A 16,496-nucleotide genomic window follows, 5' to 3' on the forward strand; every position below is an offset into this window, starting at 1 on the left:
GGCAGGGATCGTGGACTCAGGACCGGGAGTCGTCCCGGACGAGCACGAACGGCGACGCCGCCACCCGGGACCACGGTGCCACGGCGAACGTCAGCCCGAGCATCGTCCGCTCGTCGAGGGCACGGAATTCGTCGCGCACCCACCGCCACGGAATCGGGCCGTCGGAGCCGTAGGAGACCACCACCGCGGGCCGGCCGTCGAGCCAGGACGGCTCGGTCGCAACCCGGATGGGCAGGTCCTCACGGAGCGTCCCGTCGTCGGTGACGAGCAGATTGGCCGCGGTGCCGTCGGCGGCGACGCGCTTGCCGTACCAGCGCGGCATGCCGCCGAGAGCGATCGCGCGCGGTGCCACGAAGCGCAGCAGGGCCGGTCCGACGAAGACGGCGCGGTAGGTTCCCGGCGCCATCGTCACGTCCGACGGCAGCGACCGGAACCGTTCGCGCAGTCCGCGAATCGACCCGGGCAGACTCCGGATTGCGTCGGTCTCCCCTGTGTTCACGCCGTCTCCTCGATCTTCTTGCGGACCGCGTACCGCTCGGCGAACCGTTCGGCCATCGCGGCGATCGTCAGGCTCGGGTTCACCCCGACGTTCGCGGGGATCGCCGAGCCGTCCACTACGTACAGGCCCGGATGCCCGAACACCTCGTGATCGGTGTCGACGACCCCCTGCGACGCGTCGGCGCCGATCGCCGCGCCGCCGAGGATGTGCGCGGTGATGGATTTGCCGCCGATGCTTTCGAGCAGGAGGTTCAGGGGACGACCGCCGATCGAGTCGGCGAATGCGCGCGCAACGGCATTGGCCTGCGGCAGGTAACTCGGTGCCTGCCGGCCCTCGACACCGCGGGAGCGAAGCACCTTCCGCCACGGCCGGATCGGCGACCGAGCGTAGTCGAGCCGGATCTCGCTCTCCACGTCCTGCATCACCGTGAACACACTGAGTCGTTCGATGAAGTTGCGCGCGAACATGGTTCGCAGCTGCCGCAGGGGATGGCGCAGCAGGATCGCTGCGGCGTCCCGTCGGCGGCGGCGTGGATCGGCGCCGTCGACGAGCGGCCCGACCTGGAACCGCATGTGCCAGCCGCCGACGTATCGGTTCTGCGTCACGTGAGTGCGTTCGTCGGGGTAGAACTCGCTCGAAATGGTCGGTCCGCGAGTGAGATCGGCATCGACGTCGTCGGCGAGGACCGCGGTGATCGCCTCCGAGTTGGTGCGCACACGCTCACCGAGCCGCGCGGAGACGTTCGGGAGGCCACCGTTCTCGCGGGAGCGGAACAGCAGTTCCACGGTGCCGAGCACTCCGGCGGCGAGCACCACCTCGGGTGCGCGCAGTCGTTCACCGCTCGCCAGGTGCACCTCGTACCCCTCGTCGAGCGCGGTCACCGACGTGACCTGCTGCTCGGGACGGATTTCGACGCCGCGCCGCTCGGCGAGCCACAGATAGTTCAGGTCCAGGGTGTTCTTGCTGCCGTACGGGCATCCGATCAGGCACCCACCGCACAGCCGGCAGCCGGTGCGGTCGGGCCCGTCGCCGCCGAAGAACGGATCGGGCACCGTGACGCCTTCCTCGCCGAACCAGATGGCCATCGGGGTGGGCCCGTAGGTGTCCTCGGCACCGAGCTTTCCCGCGACGACCCGCAGATGCTCGTCCATCGGGCCGCTGAACGGCGCACGGGTGCGCCCCAGCATCCGAGCGGCGGTCGCGTAGTGATCGGACAGCTCTGCGCGCCAGCCCTTTTCGGAAGTCGGCCAGGACGGATCGTTGAAGAACGCCTGCTCCGGTTCGAGGAGCACACCGGCCCAGACGATGCTGCCGCCGCCGACGCCGGCGCCTCCGATGATGCCGACGTGCGCGAACACCCGCTGCCAGAAGAACCCGCGCAGCCCGAGTTCGGGCAGCCACAGGTATCGGCGCGGGTCACGGCGCGCGGCCGCGAAGTCCGCCCGCGAATGCCGCCTGCCCTGCTCGATCACCAGCACACGACGTCCCTGCTCCGCCAGCCGCAGAGCGGTGACCGAACCGCCGAATCCGCTGCCGACCACGATCACATCGGCAGCGAATTCCGGATTGTCCTCGGCTTCCACGGGCACAGCATAGATCCCGGGACGTGACGAACCGGACAAACGCCCGGTGAGCGGATCGAACGGGCCACCCCGTCCGAACAGGGCGTCGACGTCCGCGATTCCCGGAACACCGCCCTCCGAAGCCGATTTTCATCGCACTCGAATTTCACGGCGACTGGCTTTTTTCTGCAAATGGGCTATGGTCGGGTCCTGTCGGGTTGTTCAACCCCTTTTTCGAGAGGAGAAAAATGGCCGACAAGGGTAAGGAACTCAAGAAACCGGCGCTGTCCATCAAGGAGCGTCGCGCGGAAAAGCGTCGCAAGCAGGCGAACGAGGGCGAATTCGTGACGAGGCGCAAGTCGAACTGAACCGCCGGGAGACGCCGTGACCATCTCAGCTCAGGAACTCCTCGACAGCCTGTACGAGCAGTTCACAACCATGTCCGATCAGACGGCCGGCGGCCCGCAGTCCGCGTTCCTCCACAGCCGCCGGGCCGCCCTGGCTCGCGCCCGCCTGTTCGTCCTCGACCAGCAGGCCGCCGAATGCACCGTGACGGTGTGATCCGGAAAAATCCATCGAATCGGTGAACGACGAAAAACAGGAAACACACGTGAAAAGAGCACTGTCGGCCCTGGACAAAATTCAGGACAGACTCGAAAACGAATTGGATTCCCGGCCCCCGGTGTCGGAAAAAGATGCGGGCTATCGGTCCGGAATTTCCGAAGCGCTGGTGTGCGTGATGGAGATGCGCCGCTCGCTCACGAACTGACGAGACCGTAGGGGGATTGCAGGGGGATCGCAGGGGGACCGAGCCGGAGGCGGCGCGCGGGTAGCGCGCCGCCTCCGGTGTCTGGAGAATGGGAGAGTTCCGCTGTTCCCGCGCTAGGAGGCGTCCGTGCCCGACGGACCGTTGATCGTCCAGTCCGACAAGACCTTGCTCCTCGAGGTCGATCACGAGCTTGCCGACGCAGCACGTCAGGCGATCGCGCCCTTCGCCGAACTCGAACGCGCCCCCGAACACGTCCACACCTACCGGGTGACGCCGCTGGCGCTGTGGAACGCCCGCGCTGCCGGGCACGACGCCGAGCAGGTCGTCGACGCACTCGTCACGTATTCGCGGTTCGCGGTGCCGCAGCCGCTGCTGGTCGACGTCGTCGACACGATGGCACGCTACGGGCGCCTGCAGCTGACGAAGAACCCCGCCCACGGGCTGACGCTGGTGAGCCTGGACCGCGCGGTGCTCGAGGAGGTGCTGCGCAACAAGAAGATCGCCCCGATGCTCGGCGCACGCATCGACGACGACACGGTGGTGGTGCATCCGAGCGAGCGCGGCCGGCTCAAGCAGATGCTGCTGAAGATCGGCTGGCCGGCGGAGGACCTCGCCGGCTACGTCGACGGCGAGGCGCACCCGATCACCCTCGACTTCGAGTCCGACCCCTGGCACCTGCGCGACTACCAGGAGATGGCCGCCGAGTCCTTCTGGGCGGGCGGCTCGGGCGTGGTGGTGCTGCCGTGCGGCGCGGGCAAGACGATGGTCGGTGCCGCCGCGATGGCGAAGGCCGGCGCGACCACGCTGATCCTGGTGACCAACACTGTCGCCGGCCGCCAGTGGAAGCGCGAGCTGATCGCCCGCACCTCGCTGACCGAGGACGAGATCGGCGAGTACTCGGGCGAGAAGAAGGAGATCCGGCCGGTCACCATCGCGACCTACCAGGTGATCACCCGCAAATCGAAGGGCGAGTACCGCAACCTCGAGCTGTTCGACTCCCGCGACTGGGGTCTGATGATCTACGACGAGGTGCACCTGCTGCCGGCACCGGTGTTCCGCATGACCGCCGATCTGCAGTCGCGGCGCCGGCTCGGTCTCACCGCGACCCTCGTCCGTGAGGACGGCCGGGAAGGCGACGTGTTCTCGCTGATCGGCCCGAAGCGGTACGACGCGCCGTGGAAGGACATCGAGGCGCAGGGCTGGATAGCCCCGGCCGACTGCATCGAGGTGCGGGTCACGCTCACCGACGCCGAACGGATGGCGTACGCGGTCGCCGAGCCGGAGGAACGGTACAAGCTGTGCTCGACCGCGCGCACCAAGATTCCGGTGGTCGAGTCGATCCTCGCGAAGCACGGCGACGCCCCCACGCTGATCATCGGCGCCTACATCGATCAGCTCGACGAGCTCGGGGAAGCGCTCGATGCCCCGGTTATCAAGGGCTCGACGCGCACGAAGGAACGCGAGGCGCTGTTCGACCGGTTCCGCAACGGGGAGCTGAAGGTTCTGGTGGTTTCGAAGGTCGCCAACTTCTCCATCGATCTGCCGGAGGCGTCGGTGGCGGTGCAGGTGTCCGGCACGTTCGGGTCCCGCCAGGAGGAGGCGCAGCGCCTCGGCCGGCTGCTGCGGCCCAAGCAGGACGGCGGCCAGGCGCACTTCTACTCGGTGGTCTCCCGCGACACCCTCGACGCCGAGTACGCCGCCCACCGGCAGCGGTTCCTCGCCGAACAGGGCTACGCGTACCGCATCACCGACGCCGACGACCTGCTCGGGCCCCAGATCGGCTGACGCGAATCCCGGTCACACAGGACGGTATTCCTGCTCGGGACGGCCGGTGGTGCCGTACCGCAACTGCATCCGCAGGTGACCCTTGGCAACGAGGGCCGCGAGATAACGCTGGGCGGTCGCGCGTGACACCCCGATGGTCACCGCGACCTCCCCGGCGGACAACGGCTCTCCCGATTCCCGAAGTGCTTGCAGCACAAGGTCTTTGGTGACCGAACGTGGGGGCGCTTCGCGGGCGGCCGGCAACACCGGCCGCAACGCCGCCAGCGCCGTGTCGATCTCGGCCTGGGTGAGCTCCTCCCCCGCGACGACCCGGCGGTACTGCGCGTAGGCCGCCAGACGCCGGGCCAGTTCGGTGCTCGCGAACGGCTTGACCAGATACACCAGCGCACCCGCGGCGAGCGCCGCACGCACCGTGGCACCCTCACCGGCGGCACCGAGCACGAAACTGTCGCACTCGAGACTCCGGATCAGGTCGACCCCGGACCCGTCCGGCAGGTACACGTCCACGAGCGCGAGGTCGACGGGACCGGCCCGGACCGCGTCCCGGGCCGCCGCGACGCTCCCCGCGACCGCCGCGACCTCGAACCCCGGCACACCCGAGACGACCGACGCGTGGAGATCGGCGACCCGGAAGTCGTCGTCGACGACGAGCACCCTCAGATCCGTTCCGCCCATCCCGCATCTCCCTCGTCGAGCACCCCGGTCAGCGTCGCCAGGAACACCGCGCCCCCGGTCGGATTGTCCGGGGTGCGCCGACCGCCGCGGTCCGCGAGCACGACGTCGCCGCCGTGCATCCGCGCCACGCGTCGTGCCAGCGCCAGCCCCATCCCCCGGCCGCCCGGCACGGACGAGTCGACGCGGGTCGTCGCGCCCTCGGCGAAGACGTCGGGCAGCTCGGCGTCGACGCCGTCACCCGTGTCCGCGACACTCACGTGCAGGTCGGCGCCGTCCTCCACCAGCTCGACCTCGACTTCGGCGGGACTGCGCCCGCTCACGCGGGCCGCCTCGATCGCGTTGTCGAGCAGGTTGCCGAGCACGGTGGTGACGTCGACGGGCACCTTCACGATGGCGTGCACCCACGTGTTCTCACCGAGCACGAGGGTCACGCCCTGCTCACGCGCGTGCGCCGCTTTCGCGGCGAGGAAGGCGTGCAGATACGGGTCGGCGAGCGCGTCGGCGCCCTCGAGCTCACCGAGCGGACCCGAGCCGAGGACCTGCTCGATGTACTCGACGGCCTGCTCCGCCCGCCCCTGACGGAGCAGGCCGTCGATCAGGTGCAGCCGGTTGGCGAATTCGTGCCGCTGGGCCCGCAGCGCGGTGCTCATCGACTTGACGGCGCCGAGTTCGCGCGTGAGCGTCTCGATGTCGGTGCGGTCGCGCACCGACATCACCGTGCCGAGGTCGCGGCCGTCGCGCACGACCCGTCGCGAGACGGCGACGACGACCCGATCGCCCGTGGTGGCGGCGACCGGCGTGCCGTCCGCGCTGCGCAGCACGTCGAGCAGGCGCGGGGTCATCCCGAGCGTGTCGACGCTGCGGCCGATCCCGTCGTCGAGATCGAGCAGGCGACGCGCCTCGGCGTTGACGACGGTAACGATGCCGCGGGCGTCGGTACCGACGACCCCCTCGGAGATCCCGTGCAGCACGACCTCCTGCTCCCGGACCAGTTCGGTGAGCTGCTCGGGTTCGAGCCCCAAGGTGAGCCGCTTCCAGCGGTTGGCGAGCAGCAGCGACCCGACGGCACCGCACACGAGCGCTGCGAGTGCGATCAGGACGGCGTCGGCGAGGTCGCTGCGCAGATCGGCGCGCACCCTGTCGGTGGAGATGCCCACGCTCACCTCCCCCACGACCCTGCCCGAGGACGGGTCCGTCACCGGAACCTTGGCCCGCACCGAATCACCGAGCGTGCCCCGCTCGCTGGTCACGACCTCGCGTCCGGCGAGGGCCTCGGCCGGATCCGTGCTCACCCTGCGCCCGAGCTGTTCCGGATCGGGATGGGCGAGCCGGAGCCCCTGATCGTCGGTGACCACGACGAACAACGCCCCGGTGGCGGTGCGGACGGCCTCGGCGGCCTCCTGCACCGCACCGGACTCGAGTGCGGGGTTGTCCGGCGAGACCACCCCGTCGTCGGCGGCCGCGTAGCGTGCGACCTCGTCGCGGACGGTCACGTCCGCGGACACGGCCCGGGCGATCGCGAGCGCCCGCTGACCGTGTTCGTCGGTGACGCGGTCCTCGGTAGTGGTGGCGAACACCGTGAATCCGATGCCGAGCGCCACCGCCACCACCGCGGACTGGAACAGCAGTACCTGGGTGCGAAGTTTCACCGCGTCGTCCCTGTTCGTCCCACCTGCCCAGTGTGGCCCGGGCGGATCTCAGCCGAGCGGAATCTGCCCGAGGAGCACGCCGACCACCAGCATCGCGATCGACACCACCCCGGCGCGCCACAGCACCTTGCGGTGGTGGTCGGCCAGTGGCACCCCGGCGAGGGTCACCAGCAGCAGGATCGCCGGGACCAGCGGGCTCTGCATGTGCACCGGCTGTCCGGTGATCGACGCACGTGCCATCTCGACCGGTTCGATGCCGTACTGCGCCGCCGTCTCCGCCAGGACGGGCAGCACCCCGAAGTAGAAGGCGTCGTTGGTCATGAAGAACGTGAACGGGATGCTGAGTACGCCCGTGATGACCGCGAGGAACGGGCCGAGCGAATCGGGGACCACCCCGGTCAGCCACAGTGCCATGGACTCGACCATCCCGGTGCCCTGGAACACGCCGGTCAGGACCGCCGCGGCGAACACCATCGCGACGACCGACACGATGCTCGACGAGTGCCGTGCGATCGCCGCGGACTGGTCGACGACCCGCGGGAAGTTCACGGCCAGTGCGAGTCCCGCGGCGATCATGAACAGCACGGGGATCGGCAGGATGTCGAGGACGAGGATGACGAGCAGCGCCACCGTGAGGAGCGCGTTGAAGGGCAGCAGTCGCGGGCGCAGGGTCGGGCGGTCGGGGTCGAGACCCGCGGCGAACTGCCCGACCTCCGCGTCGGTCGTGTCCGAGTCACCGGTCGTCGTACCCACTCCCGAGGGACCGGCGCCGAGCGGCATCATCTCGGGCTTCCACACGAGCCGCCCGATGCGGCGACGTTCGAGGATGCCCAGGTGCACGGCGAAGCCGAGGACGATCAGGAGTCCGACGACGAGCGACGGGATCATCGGGACGAACACCTCGGACGGCGACAGCCCGAGCGCGCTGGCCGCACGCACCGTCGGCCCACCCCACGGGATGATGTTCATCGTGGCGTTCGCCAGACCCGCGACGACGGTGAGGACGACCGGGCTGACCTTCAGTTTCAGGTAGAGCGGCAACAGCGCGGACGTGGTGATGATGAACGTCGTGGACCCGTCACCGTCGAGGGACACCACCATCGCCAGCACCGCGGTACCCACCACGAGCCGGGCCGGGTCGTCGCGCACGAGCCGCAGGATGAGCCGCACCAGCGGGTCGAACAGGCCGACGTCGATCATGATCCCGAAGAAGATGATCGCGAAGAACAACAGTGCCGCAGTGGGGGCGAGACTTTCGACGCCGTCGACGATCATGTCGCCGATGCCGGTGCCGGCCCCGGCGATCAGTCCGAACGCGACGGGGACCAGGATCAGGCCGACGACCGGGGTGGCACGTTTCGACATGATCAGATACATGAACGTGGCGACCATCAGGAAGCCGAGGATGACGAGCATTGCGGTGCCCACTTTCTGACTGGGTCGGGCCGGACCGGGCACACGTCGGCCACGGCCGCTGCCGCGACCTGGGGTCGGTGTGGGAATCCGGCACCGAAAGCCGTCCGGGGTGTGATCTCTGCTGCCGCCGAAGCGGTGTGATCTCTGCTACATCAGAGTGTGTGACCGCGCCCCGTGCGGAGTCACCGTTGAGCGCGATAGCGCCGTTCTGCGCATTCTGCTCGAGCCCATCGCGATCGGACCGCCGGAACGGTTCCCATATGCTGGACGACGTGCGCCGATTCGAATTCCCCGTCGACCTTCCCCACGCCAAGTCCGTGAACCAGACCCTCGCGGAAGTGCGCAGCCTGCGGATCTCCGGCATCGTCGTCGCGCTGTTGTGCGCGGCCGGAGCGGCGTGGCTGTTCACGCTCGGCAAGCCCTGGGCCTACATCGTCGGTGCGGTGCTGGTCGTCGCGGCCGTCACGTCGGCGTGGGTGGCGTTGTGGGCGCCGCGGAAGGTCGGATCGGTGCAGGACCTGTACCACGAGAGCCCGCTGGTGCCCGCCGTGGTCTCCGAGATCCGGCCGCGTGGTCTGACGTTGCTGGCGCTGGTCGACATCGCCAAGCCCGGCACCGCCGACCGCCGATTCGCGCTGGTCACCCGCAACGTGCAGGCGGTCCCGGGGCATCAGAAGCGCGTCGGCGAACAGGTGCCGTGTGTGGCGGTGCTGTCCGATCGCACGACCCGCAACACGACCGGGTCGTGGCAGATGGTCAGCCCGATGCCGATCGCGTGGGGAACCCGGGACGCAAAGGTGCTGCGCGAGGCGACCGACGCGATCGACGACGCCGAATGGAAGCTGCTGAAGAGCAAGGTCGATCTGTCCGAGAAGGTCAGCTTGACCGAGGACCACCGGCTGGTGCTCGATCGCGACGATCTCCCCGGCGAATTGCGCTGACATGCAGGTGACGTCGCTGTCGGACGGACGGGTTCATCTGACCGTCCCCGTCCCACACGACGTCGACACGATCACCTCAGCGTGCCAGGACCGGGAGATCGCGGACTGGACGACGGTGCCCGATCCGTACACCCGCGCCGACGCGGTGCGTTTCGTCGGCGACATCGTGCCGCGGGGCTGGGCCGCGAGCGCCCCGAACTGGGCGATCCGCACCTCTCCGGACGGTGCGTTGCTCGGCGTCGTCGGGTTCCTGCATCACGAACGCACCGCCCCGGAGATCGGCTACTGGATCGCGCCGGATGCTCGCGGTCGCGGTTTGGCCACCGCCGCAGTGAATCTGGCGTGCGATTTCGCGTTCGACCCGGACGGGCTCGCGACCACTCGGATCGAGTGGCGGGCATTCGCCGGCAATCTGGCCTCGGCGGCGGTCGCGCGGCACGTCGGCTTCCGGTTCGAGGGGACGCTGCGCCGCGGCACCCTGCATCGCGGGGTCCCGCGCGACACGTGGATCGCCGGTCTGCTGTCCGACGATCCACGTGTACCCGCGGACGGCTGGCCGATCTGACGCTGCCGGCAGGCGGATGCCGTCAAGCCAGGTGCGGCAGCACCTCGTTCTCGAGCAGTTCGATCCCCGACGTGTCGTAGGCCGCTTCCGGGAAGTAGAAGATCGCGTAGCCGAGGCCCTGCTTCTTCAGGGCCGTGAGGTTCTCGACGATCTGCTCCGGGGTGCCGACGGCGGGCATCCCGCGGAACGCGTTGAGGGAGGCGTCGGCGGCGGCGGCTCCGACCAGCGGTTCGAGCCGGGCGCGGAGGTTCTCGAGGCGGTCCTGCACCTCCGCTTCGGTGCGGCCGATGGCGACGTTGTAGTTCGCGGAGCGAACGATCGCGTCGAAGTCGGTGCCGACGGCCGCGCAGTGCTCGCGCAGCACGTTCGACTTGTGCGCGAATCCCTCGGGGGTGCCGTCGAAGTTGGTGTACTGCGCGTACTTCGCGGCGATCTTCAGCGTGACCTTCTCGCCACCGCCGGCGATCCACAGCGGAATACCGCCCTCCTGCAACGGAAGCGGACGGACGATCGCACCGTCGACCTGGTAGTGCTTGCCCTGCAGGGTCGCCGACCCCGTGGTCCACGCCTGCCGGAAGATCTGCACCCCTCGTCGAGGCGGGCAAGTCGCTCACCGGCGGAAGGGAATCCGTATCCGTAGGCGCGCCACTCGTGTTCGTACCAGCCGCCACCGATACCCATCTCGATGCGCCCGCCGGAGACGATGTCGGCGGTCGCGGCGACCTTCGCCAGGTAGGCGGGATTGCGATAGCTCATCGCGGTGCACATCTGGCCGATGCGTACCCGCTCGGTGACGGCCGCGAACGCGGAGACGAGCGACCACGCCTCGTGGGTCGCCTCGTCCGTGGCGGCGGGCACGGTGTGGAAGTGGTCGTACACCCAGATCGATTCCCACGGGCCGTTGTCGGCGCGGACGGCGAGGTCGCGCATCACCCGCCACTGGTCGGCGGGATCGATGCCCACAAGGTCGAGCCGCCAGCCCTGGGGAACGAAGAGTCCGAATCGCATTGATGTCCTATCTCGATCGGTTGGTGACCGTATCGACGAGATCCGCCCCCGGGTCCGGGGCCGGTTCGGTCGTCGCGGCCGACGGTACCGGCTGGAGCGTCCGGCGTGGCCACGGTGAGTATCGCGGAACGTAGCGGAACATGCAGGCCGCACCGGCCACCGCGAGACCGCCGATCGTGACGGCACCCGCCGCGAGCGACACGGCCGCGACCGCCCCCACCAGGAACGGGCCGACGAACATGCCGCTGTCGTGCGTGAGGCGCCACGCGGCGAGGAACTCGGCCCGGGTATCCGGTGGGGCGGTGTCCGCCCCGAGGGTCATGATCACGCCGTTGCCGAGCCCGTTCCCGATACCGAGGACCACCGCGACGACGGTGAGCGAGACGACGTCGTCGGCGAACGGCAACATCAGGAACGCGACAGCGATGATCACCAGCGACGGCACCGCGACGACCCGGCGACCGTACCGGTCCATCAGGATCCCGGCCGGATACGAGAACAGCAGGTCGACGGCGCCGCCGATACCGAACACGATCGACACGGTCACCGCGTCGAGCCCGATGTGGGTGGCCCACAGCGGAAGTACCGCTTCCCGGGACGCGCGCGCCGCGCCCATGAGCAGCGATCCGGTTCCGAGGGTGCACAGCAGCACCCGGTGCCGGCTCAGGATCGTTCCCAGCCCCACGGCAGCGACCGGGCCGGTCGACGACGACGAACGCGGGGTCTCCGGTGCCCGTGCCATGAGGATGCCCGCGAGCACGACACCGGTCACCTGGACGACGAGGCCACCGCGCACCCCCATGAGGTGGATCGCACCGGCGCCGATGAACGGCCCGAGGAAATTGCCGAGCCGCCACATCGTGGCGAACATCGCCATGGCCCGCGCCCGGGCTTCGATAGGCACCGCCTCGGCGAGATAGCTCTGCCGCGCCAGCCCCCACACCGCGTTCGCGAATCCGGTCAGCAAGGCACCGACGGCGAGCACCACCGGAGTCCAGGCGGCGATCGAGACCCCGATGCCGAGGGCGCCGAGCACGCTGCCGCCGATGATCGCGCGCCTCTCCCCCAGGCGCGCGACGATGCTCCCGGCGGGCAGGTCACCGAGGACCGCGCCGAACGCCACGAGCGCGACGATCAGCCCGGCCACCGGCAACGGGGCCCCGAGTTCCCGCGCGAGCAGCGCGAGCACCGGGGCCCCGGCGCCCTGCCCGATCCCGAAGATCGCGGAGGGCAGAAAGACCGTGGTGACGAGAGGTTTCAGGTCGAAGGCCGGTCTCATGCAGTGGCGGCGTCCGACTCGGCGACCGCGGCGTAGCGGCTCACCGGCCGGTCCAGCCCGTAGTGCCCGCGCAGGGTGGTGGCGGTGTACTCGGTGCGGAACAGACCGCGCTCCTGCAGGATCGGCACCACCTCGGCGGTGAAGTCCTCGAGCCCGCCCGGCAGGTAGGGCGGCATGACGTTGAAGCCGTCGGCGGCTTCCTGCTCGAACCACAGCTGCAGTTCGTCGGCGATCTGCTCGGGGGTGCCCGCGAAGGTGCGGTGCCCGCGACCGCCGCCGAGCTTGCCGATGAGCTGACGCACCGTCAGGCCCTCGTTCTCGGCGAGGTCCTTGACGAGCTGGTAGCGGCTCTTGTTGCCCTGGATCTGCTCGATCGGGGGCAGCGGCGGCAGTGCTGCGTCGAGGGCGTGCTCGGTCAGATCGACGCCGAGCATGTTCGAGAGCTGCCGCAGCGAGTAGGCCGGCGAGATCAGGTCGGTGAACTCCTGCTCGAGCGCCTTGGCCTCCTCCTCGGTCTCCCCGATGAACGGCACGATGCCCGGCAGCACCTTCAGCGACTGCGGGTCGCGTCCGGCCTTGACGACGCGGGCCTTCAGATCGCGGTAGAAGGCCTGTCCCTCGGCGAGGGTGCGCTGCGCGGTGAACACGGCCTCGGCGTAGCGCGCCGCGAAATTCTTTCCGCTCTCGGACGATCCGGCCTGGACGAGCACGGGGCGGCCCTGGGGGCTGCGCGGCGAGTTCAGCGGGCCGCGCACCTTGAACCGTGCGCCGTCGTGGTCGACGGTGTGCACCTTGGCCGGATCGGCGAACCGCCCGGACTCCTCGTCCAATTCGATCGCGTCGTCTTCCCAGCTGTCCCACAGCGACACCGCGACGTCGACGAACTCGGCCGCGCGGTCGTAGCGGCCGGCGTGGTCCGGGGTGTCGTCGTAGCCGAAGTTGCGGGCCTCGTCGGCGCCGCCGGAGGTGACGATGTTCCAGCCGGCGCGGCCACCGCTGATGTGGTCGAGCGAGGCGAACTTGCGGGCCAGGTTGAACGGCTCGTTGTAGCCGGTCGACGCGGTCGCGATGAGGCCGACGTGCTCGGTCACCACGGCCATCGCGGACAGCAGGGTGACCGGTTCGAAGATCGCCTGCGTGTTGTGCTCGACGCGGGGGCCGACCGCGAGTCCGTCGGCGAAGAACACCGAATCGAGCTTGCCGCGTTCGGCGATCTGCGCGAGTTCCTGGAAGTGCTTCACATCGAGGACGCGGTGTGCTTCGGTGCGGGGGTGACGCCAGGCCGCCTCGTGGTGGCCGACACCCATGAGGAAGGCGTTGAGATGAAACTGCTTGCGTGACTGTGACATTCTTCTGATCCTGTGTGCTTCGGGTGGGTCAGTGTTCGGGACGCCAGCGGGAGAGTCGACGTTCGATCGTGACGAGGATGCCGTTGAACGTCAGCCCGACGAGCGAGATCGCGATGATGCCGGCGTACATGGCGGGGATCTGGAAGTTGAGCTGCGAGGCCGTGATCAGATAGCCGAGTCCTGCCTTCGCACCGACCATCTCGGCGGCGATGAGCACGAGCACCGACGACGCCGCGGCCATGCGGATACCGGTGAAGATCGTGGGGACCGCTGCCGGGAGGATCACCTTCTGAAACAGCCGGTAGGACGGCAGCCCCAGCGACCGGGCGGACTTGACCAGCAGCGGATCCACCGTGCGCACACCGGAAATGGTGTTGAGCAGGATCGGGAAGGTGCTCGCGTAGATCACCAGGGCGATCTTGGAGGTCTCCCCGATACCGAGGACGAGCACGAACACCGGCAGCAGCGCGAGAGCCGCGGTGTTGCGGAACAGCTCGAGGATCGGATTGAGCAACTCGGCGACGGGCCGGTACCAGCCGATCGCGACGCCGAGCGGAACGGCGACGAGCAACGCGATCGAGAACCCGATGAGAGCCCGGGAGAGGCTGGCGCCCAGATGGTCTGCCAACTGTCCGCTCGTGATCAGATCGGCCAGCGATCCGAGCACGGTCGACAGCGGCGGCAGGAACACTTCGTCGACGAGACCGAGCCGCGGCGCGGTCTCCCACACCGCGAGGAACACGACGATCGCGACCGCCGGCTTGATCCCCTTCCACGCCAGCGCACCGGCCCGGCGGCCTGCGCGTCGTAATTTCGTCGGATCCGTTGCGACGACGGTTTGTTCGACGACGGCCGGTTCGGTGTCGACGGGCCGGGTCAGGGTTGCGGTCGGACTAGACATGCTCCACCTCTTCCGTTGCGGTGCCGAGTTCGAGGTCGCGGGCACGCTCGACCTCGGAGTGCAGCAGTGACCAGATCTCGTGCCGGTAGTGCCGGAACGCCTCGCCGGAGCGCACGTCGTCGACGTTCCGGTCGATGTCGACGTCGACGATCGTCTTGATCCGCCCGGGGCGGGAGGTGAGCACGGCGACGCGCTGCCCCAGGTAGATCGCCTCGTCGATGCCGTGGGTGATGAACAGGATGGTCTTGCCGGTTTCCTTCCAGATCCGCAGCAGTTCGTCCTGCAGGGATTCGCGGGTCTGGGCGTCGAGCGCGGCGAACGGCTCGTCCATGAGCAGAACCTCGGGATCGAACGCGAGGCTGCGGGCGATCGCGACACGCTGCTTCATGCCGCCGGACAATTCGTGCGGGTAGCGGTCGCCGAAGCCGGCCAGACCGACGAGGTCGAGGTAGTCGTCGGCGAGTGCGCGGCGCTGCTTCTTCGGCAGTCCCTTGGCTTCCAGGCCGAACTCGATGTTGGCCCGTGCCGTGCGCCAGGGGAGCAGTGCGTACTGCTGGAAGACGATGCCGCGGTCCAGGCCGGGCCCGGAGATCGGGCGGCCGTCCAGCAGGATCCGGCCCGAGGTCGGTTCGCTCAGACCGCCGAGCAGATCGAGCAGGGTGGACTTGCCGCAACCGCTGGGGCCGACCAGGACCAGGAATTCCCCGGCGGCGAGATCGATGCTGACGTCGTCGAGTGCGGTGAACGTGTCGTTGCTGCCGCGCACCGCGAACTGCTTGGTCACATGCTCCAGGCGGAGCTTCGGGGTGGTGCTCACTTCGCCGCCTCCTCGACGGGTTCACCGTTGGGCCCGGCGCTCGGGTCGTAGGTGCCGTTGGCGTAGGGGTTGAATTCGTTGGTGTAGATGTCCGAGGTGGTGAACTTGCCGTCCTCGAGCTCACCGTTGCGGGTCAGCCAGTCCAACCAGGTCTGGATCTCCTGATCGGTGATGACACCGCCGGGGCCGGCGACACCGGGGCTCTTCCAGTACTCGACGAGATCGGTGTTCTCGTTGCGGCCGCGGGCGTTGATGATCTCCTTGAACTTGGCGACCACTTCGTCGCGCGGGGTGGTCTGCGCCCACCGGATCGCCCGCGCGGTGCCCTGCACGAAATCGGCTACCGCATCACGGTTCTCGGCGATGAACTCGTCGCGGAAGACGTACGTTCCGTAGGTGAAGGCGCCGAACAGCGATTCGTCGGTGAACAGCGGCCGGATGCCGCCCCGTTCGACGGCGGTCTCCCGGAACACGCTGCCGAGCGTGCCGACGTCGATCTGTCCTTCGCGCAGTGCCTGCTCGGTGTTCACCGGAGGCACCACGATCAGCTCGACCTGCTTGATCTCGTCCGGCGTGAGTCCTTGCTGCGCAAGCCATTCCCGCACCAGGAACTCGTGATGTGCACCGAGGGTGTTCATCCCGACCTTCTTGCCGATCAGGTCCCGCGCAGTGCGGATCGGGCTGTCCTCGAGAACGTAGTAGCCGTTGAACGACTGCTTGTCGGAACCGTAGTAGCCGATCACCGACGTGATCGGTGAGTTCGCGGCCTGGAGCTTGATGACCGCGCCGTTGAACGCACCACCGAAATCGGTCTGGCCGGTCGCGGCGTTCTGGATGGACTGCGGACCGCTGGTGTTGTCCCCGATCCAGTCGAGCTTCACCTTCTCGTAGAACCCGAACGCTTCGGCGAGTTCGGGATAGGTGACCTGTGCGGCCGTCCCCTCGTACCGGAGCACGGTCTTGCCGTCCTCGGTGGTGGTGACATCCGAACCGGACGAGCATGCGGCCGCGACGGACGTGACGGTGAGCAGTGCTGCGACGACGGCGACCGACCGGGTGAGTCGGGCGCGCAGCGTGGAATGCGACATCGTGAAAGCTGTTCCTTGCGTTGAAAGAAGGCCCTACGGACTCGGGCCGGGCGGGTGGCGTTACCGCGGGCAGCAATCGTCGATACGCATGCGACGGAGCGCAGATAACGAGTGCGGTGCGATACAGCCGGAAGATCTCTGCAACGCGCGGTCGTCGGACCTGCACGTCGGCGGTCGCTGGGTCAGCGACAAC

Annotated in this window: 15 protein-coding genes and 1 pseudogene; 5 read left to right on the forward strand and 11 right to left on the reverse strand. The window is 68.8% G+C overall.

Translation table 11 applies throughout. From position 1 onward, the window contains the following. Positions 1-16: 16 nt before the first annotated feature. Both I0Q12_RS00160 and I0Q12_RS00165 read right to left on the reverse strand, forming a co-directional pair. Positions 17-499, reverse strand: a complete 483-nt coding sequence (locus I0Q12_RS00160) for a hypothetical protein (RefSeq protein ID WP_307845961.1) — start codon at positions 497-499, stop codon at positions 17-19. Continuing rightward, positions 496-2,082 carry a GMC family oxidoreductase gene (locus I0Q12_RS00165; protein ID WP_307845962.1) on the reverse strand — a complete coding sequence of 529 codons (1,587 nt, stop codon included), beginning with the start codon at positions 2,080-2,082 and terminating at the stop codon, positions 496-498. The genes I0Q12_RS00160 and I0Q12_RS00165 overlap by 4 nt, the downstream gene beginning before the upstream one ends. A gap of 363 nt (positions 2,083-2,445) precedes the next feature. On the opposite strand from I0Q12_RS00165, the gene I0Q12_RS00170 reads away from it, so the two are divergent. The 3 genes from I0Q12_RS00170 to I0Q12_RS00180 all read left to right on the forward strand — a co-directional run bounded on the left by I0Q12_RS00170 (position 2,446) and on the right by I0Q12_RS00180 (position 4,615). After that, complete coding sequence (locus I0Q12_RS00170) at positions 2,446-2,622, forward strand: hypothetical protein (RefSeq protein ID WP_197250093.1); 177 nt, start codon at positions 2,446-2,448, stop codon at positions 2,620-2,622. A gap of 22 nt (positions 2,623-2,644) precedes the next feature. Next, on the forward strand, positions 2,645-2,830 hold the full coding sequence (locus I0Q12_RS00175; RefSeq protein ID WP_197250094.1) for a hypothetical protein: 186 nt from the start codon (positions 2,645-2,647) through the stop codon (positions 2,828-2,830). Positions 2,831-2,956: 126 nt separating this feature from the next. Beyond that, positions 2,957-4,615, forward strand: a complete 1,659-nt coding sequence (locus I0Q12_RS00180) for a DNA repair helicase XPB (RefSeq protein ID WP_197250030.1) — start codon at positions 2,957-2,959, stop codon at positions 4,613-4,615. 12 nt (positions 4,616-4,627) lie between these two features. Here the strand turns inward: I0Q12_RS00180 and I0Q12_RS00185 are convergent, their stop codons facing one another. Genes I0Q12_RS00185 through I0Q12_RS00195 form a run of 3 tightly spaced genes read right to left on the reverse strand, consistent with a single transcriptional unit; the run spans position 4,628 to position 8,355 of the window. After that, on the reverse strand, positions 4,628-5,290 hold the full coding sequence (locus tag I0Q12_RS00185) for a response regulator (protein WP_197250031.1): 663 nt from the start codon (positions 5,288-5,290) through the stop codon (positions 4,628-4,630). Beyond that, on the reverse strand, positions 5,272-6,939 hold the full coding sequence (locus I0Q12_RS00190; RefSeq protein ID WP_197250032.1) for a sensor histidine kinase: 1,668 nt from the start codon (positions 6,937-6,939) through the stop codon (positions 5,272-5,274). The genes I0Q12_RS00185 and I0Q12_RS00190 overlap by 19 nt, the downstream gene beginning before the upstream one ends. A 48-nt stretch (positions 6,940-6,987) precedes the next feature. Continuing rightward, positions 6,988-8,355, reverse strand: a complete 1,368-nt coding sequence (locus I0Q12_RS00195; RefSeq protein WP_197250088.1) for a CitMHS family transporter — start codon at positions 8,353-8,355, stop codon at positions 6,988-6,990. A gap of 272 nt (positions 8,356-8,627) precedes the next feature. On the opposite strand from I0Q12_RS00195, the gene I0Q12_RS00200 reads away from it, so the two are divergent. After that, positions 8,628-9,296 carry a DUF3239 domain-containing protein gene (locus I0Q12_RS00200; RefSeq protein WP_197250033.1) on the forward strand — a complete coding sequence of 223 codons (669 nt, stop codon included), beginning with the start codon at positions 8,628-8,630 and terminating at the stop codon, positions 9,294-9,296. Position 9,297: 1 nt separating this feature from the next. Then, entirely contained in the window at positions 9,298-9,861 is a 564-nt protein-coding gene (locus I0Q12_RS00205) for a GNAT family N-acetyltransferase (RefSeq protein ID WP_197250034.1), read from the forward strand. Positions 9,862-9,883: 22 nt separating this feature from the next. Here I0Q12_RS00205 and I0Q12_RS00210 read toward each other — a convergent pair. The 6 genes and pseudogenes from I0Q12_RS00210 to I0Q12_RS00235 all read right to left on the reverse strand — a co-directional run bounded on the left by I0Q12_RS00210 (position 9,884) and on the right by I0Q12_RS00235 (position 16,303). Next, positions 9,884-10,869 (reverse strand): annotated as a pseudogene (locus I0Q12_RS00210) (LLM class F420-dependent oxidoreductase). A 7-nt stretch (positions 10,870-10,876) separates the two neighbouring features. Next, the gene (locus tag I0Q12_RS00215; RefSeq protein WP_197250035.1) at positions 10,877-12,148 is read right to left on the reverse strand and encodes an MFS transporter; all 1,272 of its coding nucleotides are present in this window, start codon (positions 12,146-12,148) and stop codon (positions 10,877-10,879) included. Further along, a complete protein-coding gene (locus I0Q12_RS00220) occupies positions 12,145-13,497 on the reverse strand; it encodes an LLM class flavin-dependent oxidoreductase (RefSeq protein ID WP_197250036.1) in 1,353 nt (450 codons plus the stop codon). Before I0Q12_RS00220 ends, I0Q12_RS00215 begins: the two co-directional genes overlap by 4 nt. A gap of 28 nt (positions 13,498-13,525) precedes the next feature. Continuing rightward, positions 13,526-14,398, reverse strand: coding sequence for an ABC transporter permease (locus I0Q12_RS00225; protein WP_197250037.1), 873 nt, complete (start codon positions 14,396-14,398; stop codon positions 13,526-13,528). After that, positions 14,391-15,215: an ABC transporter ATP-binding protein gene (locus I0Q12_RS00230; protein ID WP_197250038.1), complete on the reverse strand. Its 825-nt coding sequence runs from the start codon at positions 15,213-15,215 to the stop codon at positions 14,391-14,393. The genes I0Q12_RS00225 and I0Q12_RS00230 overlap by 8 nt, the downstream gene beginning before the upstream one ends. Continuing rightward, a complete protein-coding gene (locus I0Q12_RS00235; RefSeq protein WP_197250039.1) occupies positions 15,212-16,303 on the reverse strand; it encodes an ABC transporter substrate-binding protein in 1,092 nt (363 codons plus the stop codon). Before I0Q12_RS00235 ends, I0Q12_RS00230 begins: the two co-directional genes overlap by 4 nt. Positions 16,304-16,496 lie beyond the last annotated feature (193 nt).

This window comes from Rhodococcus sp. CX (genome assembly GCF_015865005.1).
In the GTDB taxonomy this organism is placed as follows: Bacteria; Actinomycetota; Actinomycetes; order Mycobacteriales; family Mycobacteriaceae; genus Rhodococcus.